At 39.3% G+C, this 19,988-nt stretch carries 19 protein-coding genes; 11 read left to right on the top strand and 8 right to left on the bottom strand.

Features of this window, described 5'->3' with window-relative positions:
- Positions 1-22 precede the first annotated feature (22 nt).
- The 4 genes from CH377_RS07895 (at position 23) to CH377_RS07880 (ending at position 4,449) form a co-directional block, all read left to right on the top strand.
- The gene (locus CH377_RS07895) at positions 23-1,093 is read left to right on the top strand and encodes a fatty acid desaturase (RefSeq protein WP_100723291.1); all 1,071 of its coding nucleotides are present in this window, start codon (positions 23-25) and stop codon (positions 1,091-1,093) included.
- Positions 1,094-1,238: 145 nt separating this feature from the next.
- A complete protein-coding gene (locus tag CH377_RS07890; protein ID WP_100723290.1) occupies positions 1,239-2,105 on the top strand; it encodes a DMT family transporter in 867 nt (288 codons plus the stop codon).
- A gap of 4 nt (positions 2,106-2,109) precedes the next feature.
- Positions 2,110-3,801 (top strand): glycosyl hydrolase family 67, encoded by a 1,692-nt coding sequence (locus CH377_RS07885; protein WP_100723289.1) that lies wholly within the window; start codon positions 2,110-2,112, stop codon positions 3,799-3,801.
- A gap of 42 nt (positions 3,802-3,843) precedes the next feature.
- Positions 3,844-4,449, top strand: a complete 606-nt coding sequence (locus CH377_RS07880) for an MORN repeat-containing protein (RefSeq protein WP_100723288.1) — start codon at positions 3,844-3,846, stop codon at positions 4,447-4,449.
- Positions 4,450-4,456: 7 nt separating this feature from the next.
- Here CH377_RS07880 and lsa20 read toward each other — a convergent pair whose 3' ends face one another.
- Together lsa20 and CH377_RS07870 are read right to left on the bottom strand one after the other, a co-directional pair.
- Positions 4,457-5,038 carry an LIC11469 family lipoprotein adhesin Lsa20 gene (gene lsa20 / locus CH377_RS07875; RefSeq protein WP_100723287.1) on the bottom strand — a complete coding sequence of 194 codons (582 nt, stop codon included), beginning with the start codon at positions 5,036-5,038 and terminating at the stop codon, positions 4,457-4,459.
- Between the two features lie 4 nt (positions 5,039-5,042).
- Positions 5,043-6,518: a discoidin domain-containing protein gene (locus CH377_RS07870; protein WP_100723286.1), complete on the bottom strand. Its 1,476-nt coding sequence runs from the start codon at positions 6,516-6,518 to the stop codon at positions 5,043-5,045.
- Between the two features lie 181 nt (positions 6,519-6,699).
- Here CH377_RS07870 and CH377_RS07865 point away from each other — a divergent pair, with 181 nt between their 5' ends.
- Both CH377_RS07865 and CH377_RS07860 read left to right on the top strand, forming a co-directional pair.
- On the top strand, positions 6,700-7,131 hold the full coding sequence (locus CH377_RS07865) for an Rrf2 family transcriptional regulator (protein ID WP_100723285.1): 432 nt from the start codon (positions 6,700-6,702) through the stop codon (positions 7,129-7,131).
- Between the two features lie 132 nt (positions 7,132-7,263).
- The gene (locus CH377_RS07860; protein WP_100723284.1) at positions 7,264-8,265 is read left to right on the top strand and encodes an alpha/beta hydrolase; all 1,002 of its coding nucleotides are present in this window, start codon (positions 7,264-7,266) and stop codon (positions 8,263-8,265) included.
- Positions 8,266-8,284: 19 nt separating this feature from the next.
- Here CH377_RS07860 and CH377_RS07855 read toward each other — a convergent pair whose 3' ends face one another.
- Positions 8,285-9,184, bottom strand: coding sequence for a LysR family transcriptional regulator (locus CH377_RS07855; RefSeq protein WP_100723283.1), 900 nt, complete (start codon positions 9,182-9,184; stop codon positions 8,285-8,287).
- A gap of 92 nt (positions 9,185-9,276) precedes the next feature.
- Here CH377_RS07855 and leuC point away from each other — a divergent pair, with 92 nt between their 5' ends.
- The 3 genes from leuC (at position 9,277) to CH377_RS07840 (ending at position 12,348) form a co-directional block, all read left to right on the top strand.
- Positions 9,277-10,680, top strand: a complete 1,404-nt coding sequence (gene leuC / locus CH377_RS07850; RefSeq protein WP_100723282.1) for a 3-isopropylmalate dehydratase large subunit — start codon at positions 9,277-9,279, stop codon at positions 10,678-10,680.
- Positions 10,677-11,303, top strand: a complete 627-nt coding sequence (leuD, locus tag CH377_RS07845) for a 3-isopropylmalate dehydratase small subunit (RefSeq protein ID WP_100723281.1) — start codon at positions 10,677-10,679, stop codon at positions 11,301-11,303. The genes leuC and leuD overlap by 4 nt, the downstream gene beginning before the upstream one ends.
- Before the next feature lie 127 nt (positions 11,304-11,430).
- Positions 11,431-12,348 carry a lysophospholipid acyltransferase family protein gene (locus CH377_RS07840; RefSeq protein ID WP_100723280.1) on the top strand — a complete coding sequence of 306 codons (918 nt, stop codon included), beginning with the start codon at positions 11,431-11,433 and terminating at the stop codon, positions 12,346-12,348.
- A gap of 56 nt (positions 12,349-12,404) precedes the next feature.
- On the opposite strand, the gene CH377_RS07835 is transcribed toward CH377_RS07840, so the two are convergent.
- Positions 12,405-12,671, bottom strand: a complete 267-nt coding sequence (locus tag CH377_RS07835; RefSeq protein ID WP_100723279.1) for a hypothetical protein — start codon at positions 12,669-12,671, stop codon at positions 12,405-12,407.
- A 167-nt stretch (positions 12,672-12,838) separates the two neighbouring features.
- Here CH377_RS07835 and CH377_RS07830 point away from each other — a divergent pair, with 167 nt between their 5' ends.
- A complete protein-coding gene (locus tag CH377_RS07830; RefSeq protein WP_125172148.1) occupies positions 12,839-13,162 on the top strand; it encodes a hypothetical protein in 324 nt (107 codons plus the stop codon).
- Positions 13,163-13,178: 16 nt separating this feature from the next.
- Here CH377_RS07830 and CH377_RS07825 read toward each other — a convergent pair whose 3' ends face one another.
- On the bottom strand, positions 13,179-13,985 hold the full coding sequence (locus tag CH377_RS07825; RefSeq protein ID WP_207797655.1) for an enoyl-CoA hydratase-related protein: 807 nt from the start codon (positions 13,983-13,985) through the stop codon (positions 13,179-13,181).
- Positions 13,986-14,684: 699 nt separating this feature from the next.
- Positions 14,685-16,100, bottom strand: a complete 1,416-nt coding sequence (locus CH377_RS07815) for an OmpP1/FadL family transporter (protein WP_100723276.1) — start codon at positions 16,098-16,100, stop codon at positions 14,685-14,687.
- Between the two features lie 274 nt (positions 16,101-16,374).
- Here CH377_RS07815 and epsC point away from each other — a divergent pair, with 274 nt between their 5' ends.
- Entirely contained in the window at positions 16,375-17,271 is an 897-nt protein-coding gene (gene epsC / locus CH377_RS07810; protein WP_100723275.1) for a serine O-acetyltransferase EpsC, read from the top strand.
- A 36-nt stretch (positions 17,272-17,307) separates the two neighbouring features.
- Here epsC and CH377_RS07805 read toward each other — a convergent pair whose 3' ends face one another.
- The gene (locus CH377_RS07805) at positions 17,308-19,020 is read right to left on the bottom strand and encodes a family 2A encapsulin nanocompartment cargo protein cysteine desulfurase (protein WP_100723274.1); all 1,713 of its coding nucleotides are present in this window, start codon (positions 19,018-19,020) and stop codon (positions 17,308-17,310) included.
- Positions 19,007-19,948 (bottom strand): family 2A encapsulin nanocompartment shell protein, encoded by a 942-nt coding sequence (locus CH377_RS07800; RefSeq protein ID WP_100723273.1) that lies wholly within the window; start codon positions 19,946-19,948, stop codon positions 19,007-19,009. Before CH377_RS07800 ends, CH377_RS07805 begins: the two co-directional genes overlap by 14 nt.
- Between the last annotated feature and the right edge of the window lie 40 nt (positions 19,949-19,988).

Below are 19,988 nucleotides of genomic sequence, written 5' to 3'. Positions count from 1 at the left end.
AAAACAAAAACGGAGGAAACCGATGATCGCCATTGCAGAAAGAAAGACGTATCAGGTTCCAACCAAACTTTATACTAGATTGTCCCAAAAAGAAAAAAGTAAGAAGATCATGAAATGGATCCGATTCAGGGACAGAAAGTTACGTGGTAAATTCGAATTCTTAAAACACCAAGACCAACTAGGCCTTGCTATCACTTTAGGTTCCGCAGCAGGTATGATCCTGTTCGCTGGATTATATATTGCAGGGATCATTCCTGCTTGGGCTTGTATTGTTGCGAACGGGGTTCTTGCCTCCATTCTTCATGAAGTTGAGCACGACTTAATTCACAATTTATATTATAAGGATAATCTAAAGATCCAAAACTTCATGTTCTGGACGGTTTGGATCTTTCGCGGAAACACCGTAAGTCCTTGGTATAGAAGAATGATCCATACTCTTCATCATAAAGTATCCGGTCATAAGGAAGACATAGAGGAACGTTTGATCGGGAATGGGATGAAATTCGGATTAAAACGTTTTATCACTATGATGGACGGGAATATGTCCTTCTTATTCCAATCTCATGTTCTTCGCAGAGAGGCTCCTAAGTTCAAAAGAAGTGAGATCACTCGATCCAGTTGGCCTTATCTTGTGATCTATTTTCATCTTTGGTATAATTTCCTATTCATTAATCTTTTCTATATTGGAAATGAATTATTAGGAAAACCTGTAGAAGTTCCTGCTTGGTTGGATACTATCCGTCATTTTTTGAATATTTCAGCAGTTGTTTATACAATCCCGAACTGGATTAGACAAACAAGCATTCAGATTGTTTCTTCTAATATGCATTATTACGGAGATGTAAAAGGACTTCATGATCAAACCCAGGTTTTGAATCGTTGGTTCTTATTCCCTCTTCATCTATTCTGTTTTAATTTTGGAAGCACTCATGGAATACATCACTTCGTAGTGAACCAGCCTTTTTATCTCAGACAAGCGGTGGCACCTTTTGTTCACCCTGCTATGAAACGTTACGGGATCAGATTTAATGATTTCGGAAGTATTTTCAGGGGAAATCGTTTGGGGAAAGAGGAAACCTTAGCGGCGGCTTAATGTAGAATCTTCTTTGGTATGGGATTCAGGTGGAAAGCCTGGATCCCCTTCTTCTTTTTAGATTATTACAAATTATAGAAATCATTTACAGAGCAAAAGTAATTCCTTTCCGTTCCAAATAGGCATCTGAAATTAGTCCTGCCAGATGCAGGAAAATAGACTTAGAACATATCTTGAATTTCAAGTTTCCCAAATTTTGATCAGTGGGAACGTATTATTCGCCCAGGTACTTTCCTATTCCCCTTCCCTAATCACTTGGGGAAGAACATTATTCGCAGCAAGTCTATTAGGCTCCATTCTTTGGTTTAGAAAAAGACCATTTTTCTTCCCCACCAAAAAAGAAAATTGGATCTCATTTTCTTTAGGTGTCTTACTCGCTTTTCATTGGGTTACTTTTTTTGCATCAGCACAAGAAACGACTATAGCAGTGGCAGTTCTTACTCTATTCACTCATCCAGTCTGGACAGTATTACTCGAACCCTTATTCTTTCCTTCTAAGATCAGAAGTTTGGATCTTGGACTCGCAGTTTTAGTTCTTTTTGGAATGTGGATACTCGTCCCAAGTTTCGATTTAGAGAACAAATATCTTTTGGGAGTAGGACTAGGACTTGCTTCTTCTTGGGCAATGGCATTTAGAAATATTCTCACTAAAAAATACCTCTCGGGACATGGATCCACACAAGTAATGTTCCACCAAACAGCGATTACTTGTTTTGTTTTAAGCCCTGTCCTATTCTTTGAAGATCTATTCACCACTCCTAAGGATTGGGGACTCATCATTCTTTTAGGAGTATTCTTTACTGCAGTAGGACATACATTCTATATCAAATCCGTATTTAAGATGAAGGTAAAAACCGCAGGACTATTATCCACTGTACAGCCTGTATATTCCGCAATCCTTGCCTGGGTAATCTTACAAGAAATTCCCAGAAAGGAAGAATTTATAGGAGGAGCGCTCATCCTATTTGCAGCTGCCTTAGAATCATTTAGATACAGAAAAAAAACGGAATAGAAGAATGTTTGCTCTTGTAGACGGATCTGCCCCTTTCTTTCTGGAATCCAAAGAAAAACATCAAAATTGGTCCAAGGCACCTTTAGCACATTTAGAGAAGTCTTCCCTTCCTTCCAAGAAAAAACATAAAAGAGTCAGAGAGTCCTTTTATAGATATACTAAAAGAATTTCTAAATTAGGATTTAATGCAATCAGTCTGGATGAGTTATGTTATCTTTCCGAAAGAGATTTTTATCCGGAAGATCTAAAACGTAAAATTTCTTCTTACCGCAAAAAGTATAAAAAACTATTTAAGATAGCTTCCTCCCAAGATCTGAATGTATTTATCACATCGGATTTTTTCTCCGTCAACGATTCAATTTTAGAACATACGGGCGGAAACTTAAACAAGATCATACAACTTTTTAAAGAATCTTTAGAAGATCTATTTTCTAGTTTTGCGGAAATTTCAGGAATAGTCCTTCGTATCGGTGAATCGGACGGCGTGGATGTTACCGGAGATTTTAGAAGTAAACTTCTTCTTAAAAACCCTAAACAGGCCAACTCATTCTTGAAAGAAATTCTACCTATTTTCGAAAAACATAATAAAACATTAATATTCAGGACATGGACATTGGGGGCCTACGAAATAGGAGATCTGATCTGGAATCCCAAAACATATCATAAGGTATTCCAAGATATACAAAGCAAATCTCTAATCATCTCGCTAAAATACGGAGAAGGTGATTTTTTCAGATATCTTCCCATCAATCCATTATTCTTCGCAGATGATAAACCTAAACTTTTAGAATTACAGGCCAGAAGAGAATATGAAGGTTTTGGAGAATATCCTAGCTTCGTAGGATGGATGTATGAAAAATATAGATCCGAACTTTTAGGAAAAGCGAATATTGCCGGGATCAGCGTTTGGACACAAACCGGAGGTTGGTCCTCTTTCAAAAATATCACATTTTTAAAACGTTCATCTTATTGGAATGAATTGAATACGTTCGTTTCTGTTCAGTTATTTACAAAACCGGAAAGAAGTTTAGAAGAAATACTTCTTAAATTTTACGGTAAAAAGAATGCCGATCTATTTTTAGAATTTTTAAAACTAAGCGAAGGATTGATCTTAAACCTATTGTATGATCCTGGATTTGCCAGACAAAGTTTTTATATGCATCGTGTTCGGATCCCTCCCATTCTTCATATCACCTGGGACAAGATCACGGTTTCGGATCCTTTCCGCACCTTATATTCTTTCCTAAATCCTTACCCGAAAGAATCTTTGCAATTAGGAGAAGAAGCATTCTCCCAACTTTCCAGAATGAAAAAAATTTCTGAAAAATTGGATCTTCCTTATGATTCCCAATTCCAAAAAAAGACATTCAGGCTCATCCTAAACGCAAGAAAACTACTCTACACGGAAAACTCAGGCCTATTAGCCGAATCCAAAAGACTCGCAAAAGAATATCATAAAAAATACCCTAAAACTTTCCGATTCCAGTTCCAGGCGTCCAAGTCCAAACCTTCCCCGTTTTTAGGATTTATACTAAAACTATTTTTGAGAAATAGAAGCCGCTATAGGATACGTGACAAAATCTTATTTCATCCGGTTTTGCGTAAAATCTACTACCTGCTATTTTTAGGGATCAAGAACAAACTCCCCGACTTTATCAACCGCCAGGGAATGCCTGTTAGAGAATTATTACAATGAAATCGGATTGACGAATCTAAGTTTAGGGTCAAAAATTTTACTATGGCTCGAATTTTCACAGGTTCCCTGATTTCCATTTTTGCATTTTTTATAATATTCAACTGTTCATCCGCGGAAACAAAGGATTCTTCCGAATCTTCCAGCAATACTAGTGCAAGCTCATCCAGATCAGAAGGTTCGAATTCAGCTTCTAATAGATCTTTCAGTCCTGACCAAAACACCGAAGATGGCCGTTGCGAATCAGGCGACTGTGAAAACGGCACAGGCACCTACGTATATTCTACAGGAGATATTTATACGGGTGGATTCAGCAGCGGGATGAGAGAAGGTAAAGGCAAATTCGTTTACAAAAACGGAGACAAGTTCGAAGGGATTTATGTAAACGATCTGAAAGAAGGAGATGGAATGTATTTCTACTCCAACGGAACTGTGATCCGAGGAAATTTCGCAAAAGGTATCATCAAAGGTTCCGGAAAGGTTACATTCACTGACGGGAGCGTTTTAGTGACTGAGTTTACTGACTCCAGCAATTCTAATCCTGGCCCTTATACCAAAAAAGATGGAACAGAAACTGAATGTTATCTGGAAAATAAGGTATTAGTCTGTATAAAATCGAACCCTGCTGCCGCTCCTAATACTCAACAATAGAATATTCTCATTCGTCGGAATGAGAATGTGTTCCTGAATTACTCCATTCTTTCGCCTGGCTTGGATCGACCCTCACCAAAGTATGAGTGATCTGAAATGGATCACTCGCCCAGTTTGGCATTGTGCGAATTTCTACAATTCTATACCAAACAGAGCCAGGTTCTACTTGGAATAAATGGTTCACACAAAGACATTTGAATTTAAAACCAAAACCGAACTCAGGTGGATTCACAGAATGTGGTGCCGCAAAGAAGTACAATTTCTCCTTTGTTTCATTCTTATATACTAAAGCAAACTTGCGGGTTTCTCCTGGACCCAAAACTAGTTTTGAATCTTCTATTAAACTAGAAATAGGAGCCAGATCTAAATTCGAAACGGTATTTGTATCCCAGAGTTGAACCGGCCTCTGAGAAGCCAGTTCATAAATTTTCATTTCTCCAGGGAAACCTTTATAGATCCAATCTATACGGACTGGAACTCCTCCCTTTTTCCCTGATAGATTCAAGGAAAAAGAAGGATCAGAACTTTTTTCCTTTTCGCAAGAGAACAAACTCAAAACGAAAAAAAGAAGGTAAACTTTTCTAAACAAATAATTATTCCTGGATCAATTCCAAAGTGGTAAACTGGAAAACTTTTCCAGGATTTTCATTCTTTATGAAAAGTTTATTTCCCGATTTGCGAAGAAGTAACTGTTCTTGGAAAATTTTTTCTCCGTTTTCTGAATCCTGGCTATTATTACAGTCTCTTCCACAACCATTACAGTCTCCGCCGTAATAATCTTCGTTATATTCTTTTTGGGTCATTTTACGAACAAGACCGAATATGCGAAGTTTCAAACCGTCAGGTTTGGCCTCTTTCACTTCATAATTTCCTAATGCAAAGAAACTTTTATTAATCTGCGTATCTCCATCTGCTTCGGTCGTATTTCCTTCAAAAAAAAGACTTCCGTCCGATCTCAATCGTAATGTCCAGTTAGAGGATATAAGACCGGATTCAGGTGCTTGTTCTTCTCCAGTGTTTCCTTCTGTGGCAGCTTCGGTAGTTCCAGCAGGTTGTTCCACATTTGTATTTGTTGAAGTAGGAGCATCTCCGGTATATTCCCCGCCCACATAACTCCAGTTCAGAACATTGTCTATATTAGCTGCAGAGAATTGGAAAAAGTTATTTTTTGCGATCTTCTTCACTTGTTCCATTGGATTCGGTAAGATCCAATCATCTCCGTCTGAAAAACGGATCTCGCTAATAACTAATCCTTTATAATCTTTTCCAGTATAAATAGAATCTACTTTAAGTTTTAATTTTTTACCTTCGAAAGTTTTGGAAAACTGAATGGTTTGAGGTCCCATGATATCCGCTACTTCTATCTTCTCTTCGAAACCGTTATCACCGGTGAGAGTTGCCACCTTTAGTCTTCCGTTTGTCTGGCAATGTCTGTCTGATCTTTGGTAGCCGTTCCAGATCTTGATAGATTTTATCTTTTGTGTTTCCTTAAAGTCGAAATCTAAAGTCACTCCCGGCCCTTTTTTGTCGGAAGCCCAGGCATATTCATATCTAGAATCGAATAAGTTCATAACGTCATAAGAAAGATTCGGTTTAGCTGTTTCGGATGCGGTCACAGAAGCTTCTACAACTTTTGGTCCCTTCCATTTCATTTTGGAACCTTTATCATCGTAAAAGTTCACCTTTTGGACACATAGATTCGCATTTTTATGAAAATTAAAAGTCACAGAACGAGTACTTTTAGGCGCATCGAAGGAAACTGCAGCGGTCGATCCTGTGGATAAATCCTGGCTATATTCATCAAAATTAATATAGGCCGTGATAGGATCCGAAAAATCCCCGTTACAGGATTCAACTTCTATCTTAGATAATAAGAAAGTCTCATCCGGATAAAAGTGAAGTTTAACGAATTTGGCACCTTCTTCCGGTTTCCATTTTTTTCCGTCCAGGATCTCAAATGGAAGCCCACTATCCATGGAAGTGGCAGTGATCATGGAAACCGGCAATTTTTTACCGCAGTGAAAAAAGAACAATGCCCCCAATAATAGAGTCGAATATTTAGCGAACATAAGATTGCCTCCGAGAAATTGCAGAAATCAGAAATATATTTCTTAAACCAGGGGAAAACGAAAAAATAGACTCAAATCTGTTTTTTATTCCCTGTCAGGAGGAGTTCCCGGTTATTTCAGTCGTCTGAAAATATGATTGGCGAATCCGATCATATCATCCAGGATCAACTAAGGGGGAAAGATGTCGATTCCGAGCAGATATTCCATTGCGATCCATATTCTTTCCTTGATTGACCGGGATGGAGAAGAAGCCAGTTCTTCTCAAATTATGGCGGATAGCATCGGGACCAATCCGGTTGTAGTCCGAAATCTATTGGGAAAATTAAAAAAGGCGGGCCTTGTGGTTTCCAAACAAGGTGTAGCGGGAGCAAAACTCGCTAAATCTCCGGAGGAGATCCAACTTTTACAGATCTACAAGGCTGTGGAAACGGAGGCTCCTCTATTCTCCATCCATGACAAACCAAACCCTAAATGCCCTGTGGGTAAAAAGATACAAACCACTTTGACTGGAATTTTCCAAGAGGCTCAATCCGCTCTCGAAGCCAAACTAGGTGAGTTCCATCTTTCAGATGTACTTTTTCAATTGGACTCTGAAAAGAAAAAAAGAGCATAAGCACCGTTTATTAAAGAAGAACTCGGTCTAAATCCTCATATTCCTTCCAACAAAAGTCCTTGCCTCAAAATAAAGGGTTCCTAATATCCTTTTCGTCGCTCATTTCAATCCGCAAAATAATTGGAGAGAAGGATGAAAAAAATATTCAAACGGGTTTCGATTGGCCTTGGTGCTGTGCTTATCGCCTATTTGGGGATCTATTACGCTACATTTCCCAAATATGAATTCCAACCAAAGGCGGACTTAACTCAAAGTTTCGATTCGTTTTATAAAACTAAATTAGAAGAGACCAAATCACTTCACGGTAGACCAGGCTCAGAAGAAAAACTGATTCGTTATTCTCCAGGTAAAACGGAATATGCCATTCTTTATATACATGGTTTCGGCGCTTCCCGCGCAGAAGGAGAAGAGACCGTAGACAAAATTTCTGCCTCTCTAAAGGCGAATACATACTACTTAAGGCTACCTGGTCATGGCACTAATAATGAAGATCATAGAGACACTCCCTTTACCGAATACCTACGTGTAGCGGAAGAAAGTCTATTAATGATGGATAAATTAGGAAATCAAACTATACTTATGGGAACAAGTATGGGCGGTTTGATCTCTGTTTATCTTGCGGGGAAATATCCCGATAAGATCAAGGATCTTGTATTATTTTCTCCATTCTTCGATTTTGCAGTGCCTTTGGCTAAAATTTTCTTTTATCCGGGTGGAATGACTTTCGGAGAAACAGTCCAAGGAAAGATTAGAAAATCCCCTCCTAAAACTTCAGAGGATGGAATCGGAGAACATTATTACGAGCATTGGTATAAGGATCAATATTTAGCCGCTATCCAACACGTAAGTAATGCTACTAAGTTTGTCCTCAGTCAACATAGTTTTGAGAAGATCAAGGTACCTACTCTATTAGTATATTATTATAAGGACAAGGACCATCAAGACAAAACGGCAAGTGTGGATGCAATGCTGAAAGGTTTTGATAAAATCGGTGGGGATACTCCTAATCCACTCAATACTAAGGCTCAAATCGAAAATGGAAGCCATGTTCTAACTTCTAAACATGTATTTTCCGACAAGGAAAAGGTTCAAAAAGAAGTTTTGGATTTTTTACATAAAACCGGAGTAAAATAAGATTATCACCTTCTTCCTATCAAACGGAAGAAGGTCCTCTCTCCGATTCCCAACGTTTCGCTGATCTCAAAATTTCCTCAGCAAGTAAAGCAAGTCCAGGTCCTGATTTTTTACGATAACAAAGATAGAATTTCCTTTCCGTATTCCATTCTTCGAATTTTATTTTTTTAAGTTTCGGACTAATAGAATATTCGGATAAAAATCCGATCCCGAGTCCTGCTTCTAATGATTTGATAACTGATTCCACACTTCTAAGCTCCATTGCGATCTTAGGACCGAATTCTTTAGAGAATGATTTTATCTTCTTCTCCACTGCTTTTCTGAGAGCGGAACCTGGATGGAATAATACAAAAGATTGTTTTTTCAGATCCTCTATTCGTATTTTCTTTTTTAGAAAAAGTAGATGATCCTTGGACGCTACCGGAAAGATCCGATCCGAAAGAAATTCCAGAACATTCAGACTAGGTTCCGAGATTGGACCCGTCAAAATCCCCAGGTCAACTTCTCCCTTTAATACTGCGTCCTTAGTTTCTTGTGCGTCTCCTTCTCTCACAGAAAGCGAAAGCCCTGGTCTTTTTTTCAGGATCTCCTTTAAGATCTGAGGTAGTATCCAAGCAGAAACAGTTCCTCCTGCTGAAATGGAATAATTTCCTTTTAGTTCATTATCCTTGGAGAAACCATCTTGTATCTCTTCCCATAATTCTTTCATCCGGATAGAATACTGGTAGAATCTTTCTCCTTCATGAGTGAGTCGGACAGACCTTCCTCCTCTTTCCAGAACACTAACACCTAATTCTTTTTCTAAAAGATAGATCTGTTTGGACAAAGCAGGTTGTGTTAATCCCAAACGAGAAGCTGCCTTTTGGAATGTGCCGGATTCCGAAATTTCCAGAAAATAAACGATCTGCCTGAATTCCATAAGTACATATAACTTTTAGTTATATATTTTATAAAACCAATTTATTTGCATTATATCAGTAAATTTGATACCTTCTTTAACAAGAGGGAAATATGGGACAAACTTTATACGACAAAATTTGGCAAAGCCATCGCATCTCAGAGAATTCTGACTCAGAATCCGTTTTATATGTGGACCGTCATATTCTTCATGAAGTGACTTCTGCCCAAGCATTTGAAGGTTTAAGGACTAAAAATAGAAATGTAAGAAGGACTGATCTTACCTTCGGAGTTGTGGATCATAATGTTTCCACAAGGGATCGTAAGAACAGAGACGCAGCGGGTCCGGTCTCCAGATTGCAGATAGACACAATGGAAAAAAATTGTAAGGACTTTGGAGTTCGTTTATTTGGACCGGAAGATCCTGAACAAGGGATTGTACATGTATTGGGACCGGAATTGGGATTTACCATTCCAGGTTCGGTTATCGTTTGCGGAGATTCTCATACAGCAACCCATGGAGCATTCGGTGCATTGGCTTTTGGTATTGGAACAAGCGAGGTGGAACATGTACTTGCCACTCAAACTTTAAAACAGGCTAAAACAAAATCAATGTTAGTACGCTTTATCGGTAAACCTGGCTTCGGGATCACTGCAAAAGATATAGTCTTAGAACTGATTGCAAAGATAGGTACCTCAGGAGGGAGAGGTTTCACCATGGAATATAAAGGAGAATGGATAAATTCTCTTTCTATGGAAGGAAGAATGACTATTTGCAATATGAGTATCGAGGCTGGGGCAAGAGCAAGCCTGATCGCTCCAGATCAAATCACTTTCGATTATTTGAAAGATAGAAAATTAATTCCCAAAGGTAAAAGTTTCGATCAGGCAGTCGAATATTGGAAAACGTTTTTCACGGATAAAGACGCTGTATATGATGAGATTATAGAATTAGATATTTCTAAAATAGAACCTCAGGTCACCTGGGGTACAAATCCTTCTCAATCTTTGTCTATCGGAGGAGTTGTACCTAATCCAGAAGAATTCCAGGATGTTCGAGCAAAAGAAACTGCCTGGAATGCATTGGAGTATATGGGTTTAAAACCTGGAACGCCAATCTCTGAGATCAAAATTGATAAGGTATTCATCGGTTCCTGTACAAACTCCAGGATAGAAGACCTAAGATCGGCTGCAGAAGTTGCTAAAGGGAAAAAAGTCCATCCAGGTGTTCAAGCATTGGTTGTTCCAGGTTCCGGCTCCGTAAAACGTCAGGCGGAATCGGAAGGTTTGGATAAAATTTTCAAGGAAGCGGGATTCGAATGGAGAGAACCGGGTTGTTCTCTTTGTCTCGCTATGAACGACGACGTACTAAAACCGGGAGAAAGATGTGCTTCTACTTCTAATCGTAATTTTGAAGGGAGACAAGGAAGAGGCGGAAGAACTCATTTAGTCAGTCCTTCTATGGCAGCGGCTGCGGCGGTAACCGGAAAATTTTCAGATGTGAGGAAATTAGCATGAGCTCAAAAATTTGGACAATACATACTGGAGTTCCGATCTCTATCCCAAGAGAGGATATTGATACGGACCAAATCCTTCCTAAACAATTTATGAAATTGATAGATAAGAAAGGTTTCGGGAAGCATCTATTTCATGATTGGAGGTATTCAGACTTAGAAGGGAATATTCCAAATCCTGAATTCATTTTGAACCAAGAAGGATTTAAAAATGCAAGTGTGCTTATAGCCGGAAAAAATTTCGGCTGTGGCTCCAGTAGGGAACATGCTCCTTGGGCGCTTTCGGATTTCGGATTCAGAGCCATTTTAGCACCTTCTTTCGCCGATATATTCTCCATCAATTCCGCAAAAAACGGGATCGCATTAATTCGTTTAAGAGAAGAAGAGATCTATTATCTAAATGAATGGGTCGCCAAAAACCCAGGATCTCAAATCGAGATCGATCTGGAAAATTTGGAAGTGCAAGCGGGAGATAAAACATTCTTCTTTCATTTGGATTCAGCTTCCGTAAATCGGATCAGAGAAGGCTTAGACGATATTGATATCACCCTTAAAAATGCAAAAGAGATCCTGGATTTCGAACAGGAACGTAGAGAAGAAAAGCCGTTTTTAGAAGTACAATGGTGACCTTCTCCCGAAAATTTTCTCGACGGTGCTCTGCACAATAGATCTTAAAAAACCTTTTATTAGCTGGAAAAGAATTCGGGGAAAATTAATATGTTCGTCATTCTTTCGCTTCTAAAAGGAACCTAGAGTGAGTTTAACAGAATCCATTCATGATAAGATCACAACGCCTATAGTTAAGATCCCTGATTCGGCCCTGAAAACAGGGATCTACGATTTAACCAAGGAAGAATTGGGACAAAGGATTGAACTAAGAGAAGGAGTGAGCCTGAGATATATCACTCCTCAAAATCGCAGAAGATGGCTTTTAGATAGAATCCTATTCGGCTCAGATCTTACATTTTTATATGGATACTTCCGACAGATCATAATCGCAAGGCAGAATGCTCTAAAAGGAAAGTTTTTTGATCCTCGTTGGATTGAATTATCCGGTGGGATCTTAGACTTGATCGAAGGCTGCCAAGGAAAATTCCAAATAGAAAATTTAGAGAACGTTGTATCTCCTAAAGGCCCTGTGGTTTTTGCGGGAAACCATATGAGCGTTTTGGAAACTTTCGTATTTTCCTACTTTTTAGTACCTCATAGAAGACTCACTTACGTAGTTAAAGAAAGTTTAATAAAAGGTTATTTCGGCCCAATTATGAGAAGTAGGGATCCGATCGCTGTAGGACGTGACAATCCAAGAGAAGATCTAGTCAAGGTATTGGAAGAAGGCGCAAATCTTCTGAAAAAAGGGGTTTCTATTGTAGTATTTCCTCAAAGTACAAGGACTAGAACTTTTAATCCTGCAGAATTCAATTCGATCGCCGTTAAACTTGCCTCCAGAGCGGGAGTTCCGGTAGTTCCATTTGCGATTAAGACTGATTTTTGGGAAAACGGTAGGATCTGGAAGGATCTAGGAAGCCTTTACAGGGACAGAAAGATCCATATGAAGTTCGGACCAGAGATAGATACTAAAGATTCCAAGAAGGCTCAGCAAACACTTTTGAATTATGTATTAACTAATTTAAAAGAATGGAATGTAGAAATTCTTTCCGAACAAAAATAGAATAAAAGCGCGGATCAAACAATCGCTGATCCGCTTTTTGAATATGGGGAGAAGATTTAGTAACCTCCCCCTCCTCCTCCGCTTCCCCCACCGTAACCACAAGCTGCAGCAGCTAATAAATATTGAGAAGAACATGCAGTGTTCGCATATCCTGGGTTTTCATTAGAGCAGGCTAAGTACAATGCGGCAGCGGCATTACAATTTTTTTTATCACTCTTATCATTTCCCCCGGTCCCGTATAAATCGTTATACGCATCGCAATTTATAAAACCAAGCGAAGATAGAACCAATAGTAAGATCAAAATCCGTTTTTTAGTTCGCATAAACATTCTCCATATTATGGCGGATAATTTTTTCAAACAATACCCGATCGATAAGGAACCGCAATGGTTTTAGGATTAGATCACTATTTTCCGGAATCAACAATACAATTTCCGAAATAAATGGGAACCTAGTCAGGGTCATACGGTTTTATTAGGATCGTTAAGTTATGATTTCAAAGAATAAAAACTTACTCTTACTAAAACTCGTCTTTGGAATTTGTTTTTGCACTTTTACCAATTGTATGGGGCCTCAATACCAAACGAGAGAATACGAACTCGTTTGTTATGATTCTTATTACGAATGTAATCGGATCAATTCAACCAGTGGAACCGGAAATTATTACAGATCCTCAAGAGGTTATTATCCTTATCGAAATTATCAGAATAATTATTATACGCCGGCAGGATCCGGAAGGACCGGGCGTAACCCTTTTCACATCCCTGCAGGAAGATTCCATAATGTAGGAAGGCCTTCCAAATGGAAATTATAGGATTATAATATAGATCCTATCTAAACCAGAATCTATCCCCATCCAAAAATCTTTGCACCCCTTGTTTGGTGCTCTCACTTTCCATCACCGGAAATGTGTTCTTCGCTTCCAAAACTAATGCGTCTGAAACTGATAAATTCCAACCTTCTATAACGGAATCCAAGTCTGCAAACATTGCATCTTTAGGTTGCCTACAAAGTTGAGTCGCATAAGAAAATGCTCTCTCTAAACCTTTTCCTTTTTTTACAAGTTCCCATACTAAACCTAACTGATAGGCTCTTTCCGCTCGTATCCTTTGTCCTGTTAAAATCAATGGCAATGCGGATCCCCATCCAAGCAATCTGGGAAGATACACAGTTCCTCCATCTATTAAAGGAACTCCCCATCTTCTACAAGCAACCGAGAAGATGGCCTGAGGTTCCGCAATACGGATATGTCCATGACAAAATAATTCAAAACCGCCTGCATACGTATAACCATGAGACACGGTAATTACAGGTTTTTTTTGAACGATCCTTGATCCACCTAAGGGGCCAGGATCTTTCTTAGCATATTCTTCTCTTTCTTCCTGATTTAAATACATGTTGGCCATTTTATCTAAACCGGAAAGATCTGCTCCGGAACAAAATGCCTTATCCCCTGCTCCATGTAATACTGCTACAGTAAGTTCCGGATCCTTTTGGAAAGTTTTCCAAGCTTCTACAAATAGATCCGCCATCTCCTTATTCACTGCATTGTGAACATCAGGGCGATTCATTGTGATCTGGAAAATTTTACCTCCCGCAACTTCATGAACATTCGCAATTAATGGAAGATCTGGCATGCCAAAATAAAGAACCAGATCTATATTTCTGAAAGAACTTTTTTGATAATACGAAAACTTACGTTTTTGCAGGAATTCCAACCTTATAGTAAGTTCTTAATTCCATTTAAGGATTAAATATTCTTTTTCATTCAATTTCATTAAATTCAGTCGTATTTCAATTTTCGGACATTTTATTTATTTTTAAAAGTAGCCGAATCAGGTTGCTCCTTTGTTCAAAAAGATCTACACTTAAGGAATGGATAACAGAAGCGAGAAGTCGGACCAAAAGTACCGAATGAGAACCCAACCGGGCGGCGCCGTGATTCATTCAAGAGCCCAGCCCCAGAAACCAATCAAGTACAGAACAGGAAAACCGGAAGAGGAAGAAATAGCCTCCTTTTGGGTATTTTATCTTTTCCTATTTATAGGATCGTTAATCCCTATCGTAGGAGTATTCCCTGCGTTCATCCTGTTCTCGTTCTCGAAAAATAAGTTTTTTAAATTTCTACCACTTGTTTTGAGTATATTAACTAGCAGTTACGCACTTTATATAAGAGCACACTCTGGTTCCGTATTCCAACAGCTTAGAAATCTCGTCTACTAAGTCGAAAAAAGGACAAGGACTTAAATTCTTCTTTAGAAAGGATCGATAAGTCCTAAAAAACTTTATCCTTCTTTTAAAAGCCGGTAAAAACCGGCTCCTATCGGCTTATCATATCAATCGAAAGTTTTTACTGCTCCGATGCTGAAGGATGGAATCGCTGCTCTTGCGTTATAAGAATAACCTGTCAAGTTCGCGTTACCCACACTTCCCACAGCATGGGAAAGATCCCAATCCGTGCCTTTTCCACCTTCTATCGTTTTTCTAGGAATATTATAACTTACCGCCAAATCCAAACTCCAGCTGTCGAATAAATAACTAAAACCTGCGGAAACAATATCCGTAAGAGAGAAAAATCCTCCGGTAGTCCCTCCAAGAGCATTACTTTTTACTAATGGAGAATTATAAGAATATCCCCCTCTCAGTATCCAGGAAGGAGAAGCCTTATACTCCACTCCTAAAATGACCGCCCATTGGTCCCTGAAATTCAAATGTGCATCCGCAGATCCCGTCTTTCCCAGAGGAGTAGGAAGCCATGGATCCTCCAAAGTCTGGTTGGCTTTTCTTAAATAAGAACCATAATTCGTATATACGAAATCCAATGCGAATTTTAGATTTTCAGGTCCAAATGCGAGACCCAAAACATGTTTTTCCGGGAGATCAAAAGTATAAGAAACTCCGGTCTTACGATAATAATTCGGATCGTTTGTTCCAATCGAATACCCACCATTCAGTGGAATTCCTACATGGGATTGGTATGCATAAGCGATCCGGAAAGAATCCGAAAAAGAATAATTGGCTCCTAAAATCCCACCAACAGCGAAAGCGTTTTTGGAACTTTCGTAATAATAACCTTGGCCAGGGATCTCAATATTACCTGTGATATCATAATATTTTTGATTTAATTTCTGGGTTCCGTAAGCGAGCTCGACACTACCTCCTAAAGATAAATTCCCAAACTTAACAGAGAGACCGTTCACTAATTTAAAAACTGCAAATGTATTCGAATTAGATTCTTTGATCTGTTTTGAATTTCCGAGAGGCCCAGGCAAATTTACGTTCGCCCATTGGTTTACCGATTCTCCAGTCGGAGTATTTCTTGTGATCTTATCCACTCCGCCCGAGGCTCCTCCCGGAACATAGAATGTTACTCCATAATTGATACTTTCAGTAACTGGAAGTTTAAAAGCTATATAAGGACCAGGACCTACCACATTAGTAGACTTATCATTCTCGTAGACAAGCTCTGGGTTCGGATCTTGGAAACGGTCCCTGTATCTATTTTGAATGAGAGAAGCACCCAAGCCGAATTCCAATTTTTTACCTTTAACCAAGGAGAGGTTAGCAGGATTTAACGCAACGTCCACAGGCGATCCACCGAGTGCATAACCGGCACCGGCAAGACCTAAATATCTGGAATTGATCGCATTAAAATATAATCCATCGACCGCCAAAACTTCTCCGCTTCCAAAAACGAATAGTAAGAATATTATAAAAACCGAATACTTATTTCGGACAAAACCTCTCTGCATTTCTGTTTCCTCCCAGGACCCTGAATAAACAAAAGTCTTAGGAGCATTTCTGCCATAGCACTCAAAAATTCTAATAAAACGAATTCAAATGGTGGAAAGAGCCGAATATATTAGGCAACTATCATAGTTTATTAAATAGAACTGGGACAATCTTACAATTAAAACGGAATTATATTTAATATATTAAAATAATTCTGGATTTTATAGAAATAAGGCCCAATTGTATCTATTATAACAGATTTTATTCTATAAATGAATCTATTGGGAGAATCTTATGGGAATCCAAGAAACTAATGGAACATCCAAAATTGATCCAAACTTGGAAGATACTTATCGCAATTTTCTGGATTCTATATTCAAAAAACAGAATGAAGATCCTCATCGTTATGGAGGAAGGCAGGTCGCAGGACAATTCATCCAAGAATTGTTTGATATTCTTTTTGCAGGCTTTTTCTCAGATCTAAATTTCAGGGACCAAACTCAGGTAGAAGATAGTATCTCCCGTTTTCTTTTGGACGCAAAGAAGAAATTACAACCTTATTTAGTAGGAACTAACGGTCCCGAGATCAATTGGGTATTATCAGAATTCAAAAAAGAATTACCCTTACTGTATGATCTAATCTGGAAAGATGCAATCGCTGCTTATGAAGGTGATCCCGCTGCAGAAAGCGTAAAAGAAGTTATACTCGCCTACTCAGGTTTTTATGCAATAGCGGTTCATAGGGTTGCCCATGTATTACATCGTTTGAGAATTCCTATCTTTCCTAGAATGTTGAGTGAATATGCTCACGAAAAAACAGGGATTGATATTCACCCCGGAGCGAAGATAGGAAAATCATTCTTTATGGATCATGGGACCGGGATTGTGATCGGAGGGACTTCTGAGATAGCGGATAATGTCAAAATTTACCAAGGTGTAACCTTAGGAGCGCTATCCGTTAGTAAGGATCTAGCAAGTGTCAAAAGACATCCTACGATAGAGGAAAATACGATTATCTATGCGGGAGCCACAATACTAGGAGGAGATACTGTGATCGGAAGAAATAGTATCATAGGGGGAAACACCTGGGTTACCCAAAGTGTTCCTCCTTATTCAGTAGTGTATCAGAAAAATGAGATCCGGGTCAGGAATTCCAAAGAACTGGACAATGTGATCGATTTTTCTATCTGAAGAATATTGATCGGAAACTATCCCAGGATCCAACCCTCAAAGAGGGCCGGAAGTCCTTCCCCCAATTAGATCATACAAAGCTCGGATCAAAGCGTCGATATCTTCGCAAGTATTATAAAATGCTAAAGAAGGTCTAACAGTACTTTCTAATCCGAATCTTCTCAATATAGGTTGAGCACAATGGTGCCCCGATCTGACAGCAATTCCTTCCTGCGCTAAATATCTTCCTACGTCTTCCGTTTTAAAACCTTCCAACACAAAGGATAATACTCCTGCCTTATCTGGTGCAGTTCCGATCAGCTTTAGGCCAGGAATTTTTTTCAGTTCCTTGGTCCCATATTCCAAAAGAGAATGTTCATATTCTGCAATACGTATCATTCCGAATTTGTTTAGATAATCGATAGCCGCACCTAAACCTACTGCATCTGCGATATTACCAGTCCCCGCCTCGAAACGGAAAGGAGCAGGTTGATACACAGTTCTTTCGAAAGTAACATCTTGGATCATGTTACCTCCGCCTTGCCAAGGAGTCATTTGGTCCAAAACTTCTTTCTTACCGAATAAAACCCCTATTCCAGTTGGAGCGAAAACCTTATGGCCGGAGAACACATAAAAATCACAATCCAAAGCCTGCACATCTACAGGCATATGTGACACTGCTTGGGCTCCGTCCAATAATACTTTGGCTCCTTGCTTATGTGCCAGTTCGATCATTGTTCCAGCAGGTGTAACAGTTCCTAATGCATTAGAAACTTGAGTGAATGCAACGATACGAGTCTTAGGTGTAAGCAATCTTTGGTATTCGCTTAGGATGATTTGTCCTGTTTCGTCTACCGGAATTACTTTTAATTTAGCACCTTTCTCTGAACATAACATCTGCCAAGGAACAATATTAGCGTGATGTTCCAACCAAGAGATGAGTATTTCGTCGTCTTTTCCGACATTCTGTCTTCCCCAGGTTTGAGCGACTAGGTTAATCGCTTCCGTAGCACCTCTAACGAATACAATCTCCTCGGTAGAAGAAGAATTTAGGAAACCCTTTACCTTCTCCCTTGCAGCCTCGTATGCATCAGTTGCCCTTGCTGCTAAAGTATGAGCCCCCCTATGAATATTGGAATTCTCATGTTTGTAAAAATGAGAGAGTCTATCGATTACGGCCTGAGGTTTATGAGTAGTGGCTGCATTATCCAACCAAACTAAATTTTTTCCGTTCACCTTCTCTTCTAAGATAGGGAAATCTTTTCTGGCGTAACTTAGATCAAAATTTCCGGAAGAAATTTCTGCAAAAGGAACTAGACTTGGACTGAAACTGAATGGGTCTCCAATCTGAATATTCTGGGCTTTTGAATCGAAAGATCTGAATTCATCTAAAAAAGAAAATGGAGAATTCTGACCAGGCAAACCCTGCCCGGAGCCAGGAATATTCAATCCTCCCGGATACGTAGGAACTCCGACACCTGATAATCCCAAATCCGGAACTCTTGTATATCCGGTTCCAGAATTAGAAGTCCAAGAATTTCCTCCAGAAGCAGATTCTGCCTGAGCGATAACTCCCTGGCTATTCGCCGGGATCTCGTTCGGGATTTTCGAAGAGGAAATTACCAATTCATCCACGTTAGATCCGCTTGAAAGAGGTCCAAAAAATTTCTTGGACCATTCTGCGATCAAGTTGGGATCTACAGGAGGAGAAACAATATCCTTTCTGGAAAATTCTCCGGGCAATTCCGGAGAAAAATCACTTGTACTCATAATAATTGCCTACATCCACGTTTTCTAAAACGCCGATTGCATCGTCCGTAAGAACAGCTGCAGAGCAATAAAGAGAAATCAAATAGGAACCGATTGCGGAACGATTGATCCCCATAAAACGAACGGAAAGTCCAGGAGTTTGTTCTCCAGGCAAACCAGGTTGGTATAATCCGATCACGCCCTGTTTCTTTTCCCCAACTCTTAAAAGTAGAATATTTGTCGTCCCACCAGGAGCTTTAGGGGAAGTTTCTCCTCCTACTAAAAGTTTATCCGTAGGAATGATAGGAAGTCCTCTCCAGGTTAAGAACTGTGCTCCAAAAAGGGATACTGTTGCCGGTGGAACTCCTCTGCGTGTACATTCTCTACCGAAAGCGGCAACCGCTAATGGGTGAGCTAAGAAAAAAGAAGGTTCTTTCCAAACTTTAGAAATGAGTTCGTCCAGATCATCCGGTGTAGGAGCTCCTTTTCTAGTTTGGATCCTTTGTTTTTTAGGAACATTCTTGAGAAGACCGTAATCTTCGTTATTGATGAGCTCGTTCTCTTGGCGTTCCTTTACACTTTCGATTGTAAGTCTAAGTTGTTCCTGGATCTGATCGTGAGGATTGCTGAATAGATCGGACACTCTAGTATGGACATCTAACACAGTAGATATCGCGCTTAATGTATATTCTCTCGGTTTTTCTTCGTAGTCTACGAAGGTTTCAGGAAGAGGTTGCTCATCCTTCTGCCCACATAGAACTTCTACCGATGTGTTATCCTTTACTCGGTTCACTCTTAAGGTTCCGGACTCTAAAGGTTTCCAATCCAATAAACGAACTAACCAACGGGGAGTGATTAAATCATACTGTGCATTTGTTTTAGTTGTATTTGCAAGCTTACGAGCTGCGTTATCTCCCAAAGAATGTTGCGGAATGCTGTTTTCAGCCATATTAAAACTCCTGATTCGCGGAATGTCCAATCCCTTGTAT

Origin of the sequence: Leptospira haakeii, from assembly GCF_002812045.1 — a bacterium.
Taxonomy (GTDB): Bacteria; Spirochaetota; Leptospiria; order Leptospirales; family Leptospiraceae; genus Leptospira_B; species Leptospira_B haakeii.
The sequence above is the reverse complement of the archived record's forward strand: the minus strand, read 5'-3'. Positions and strand labels throughout refer to the sequence as shown.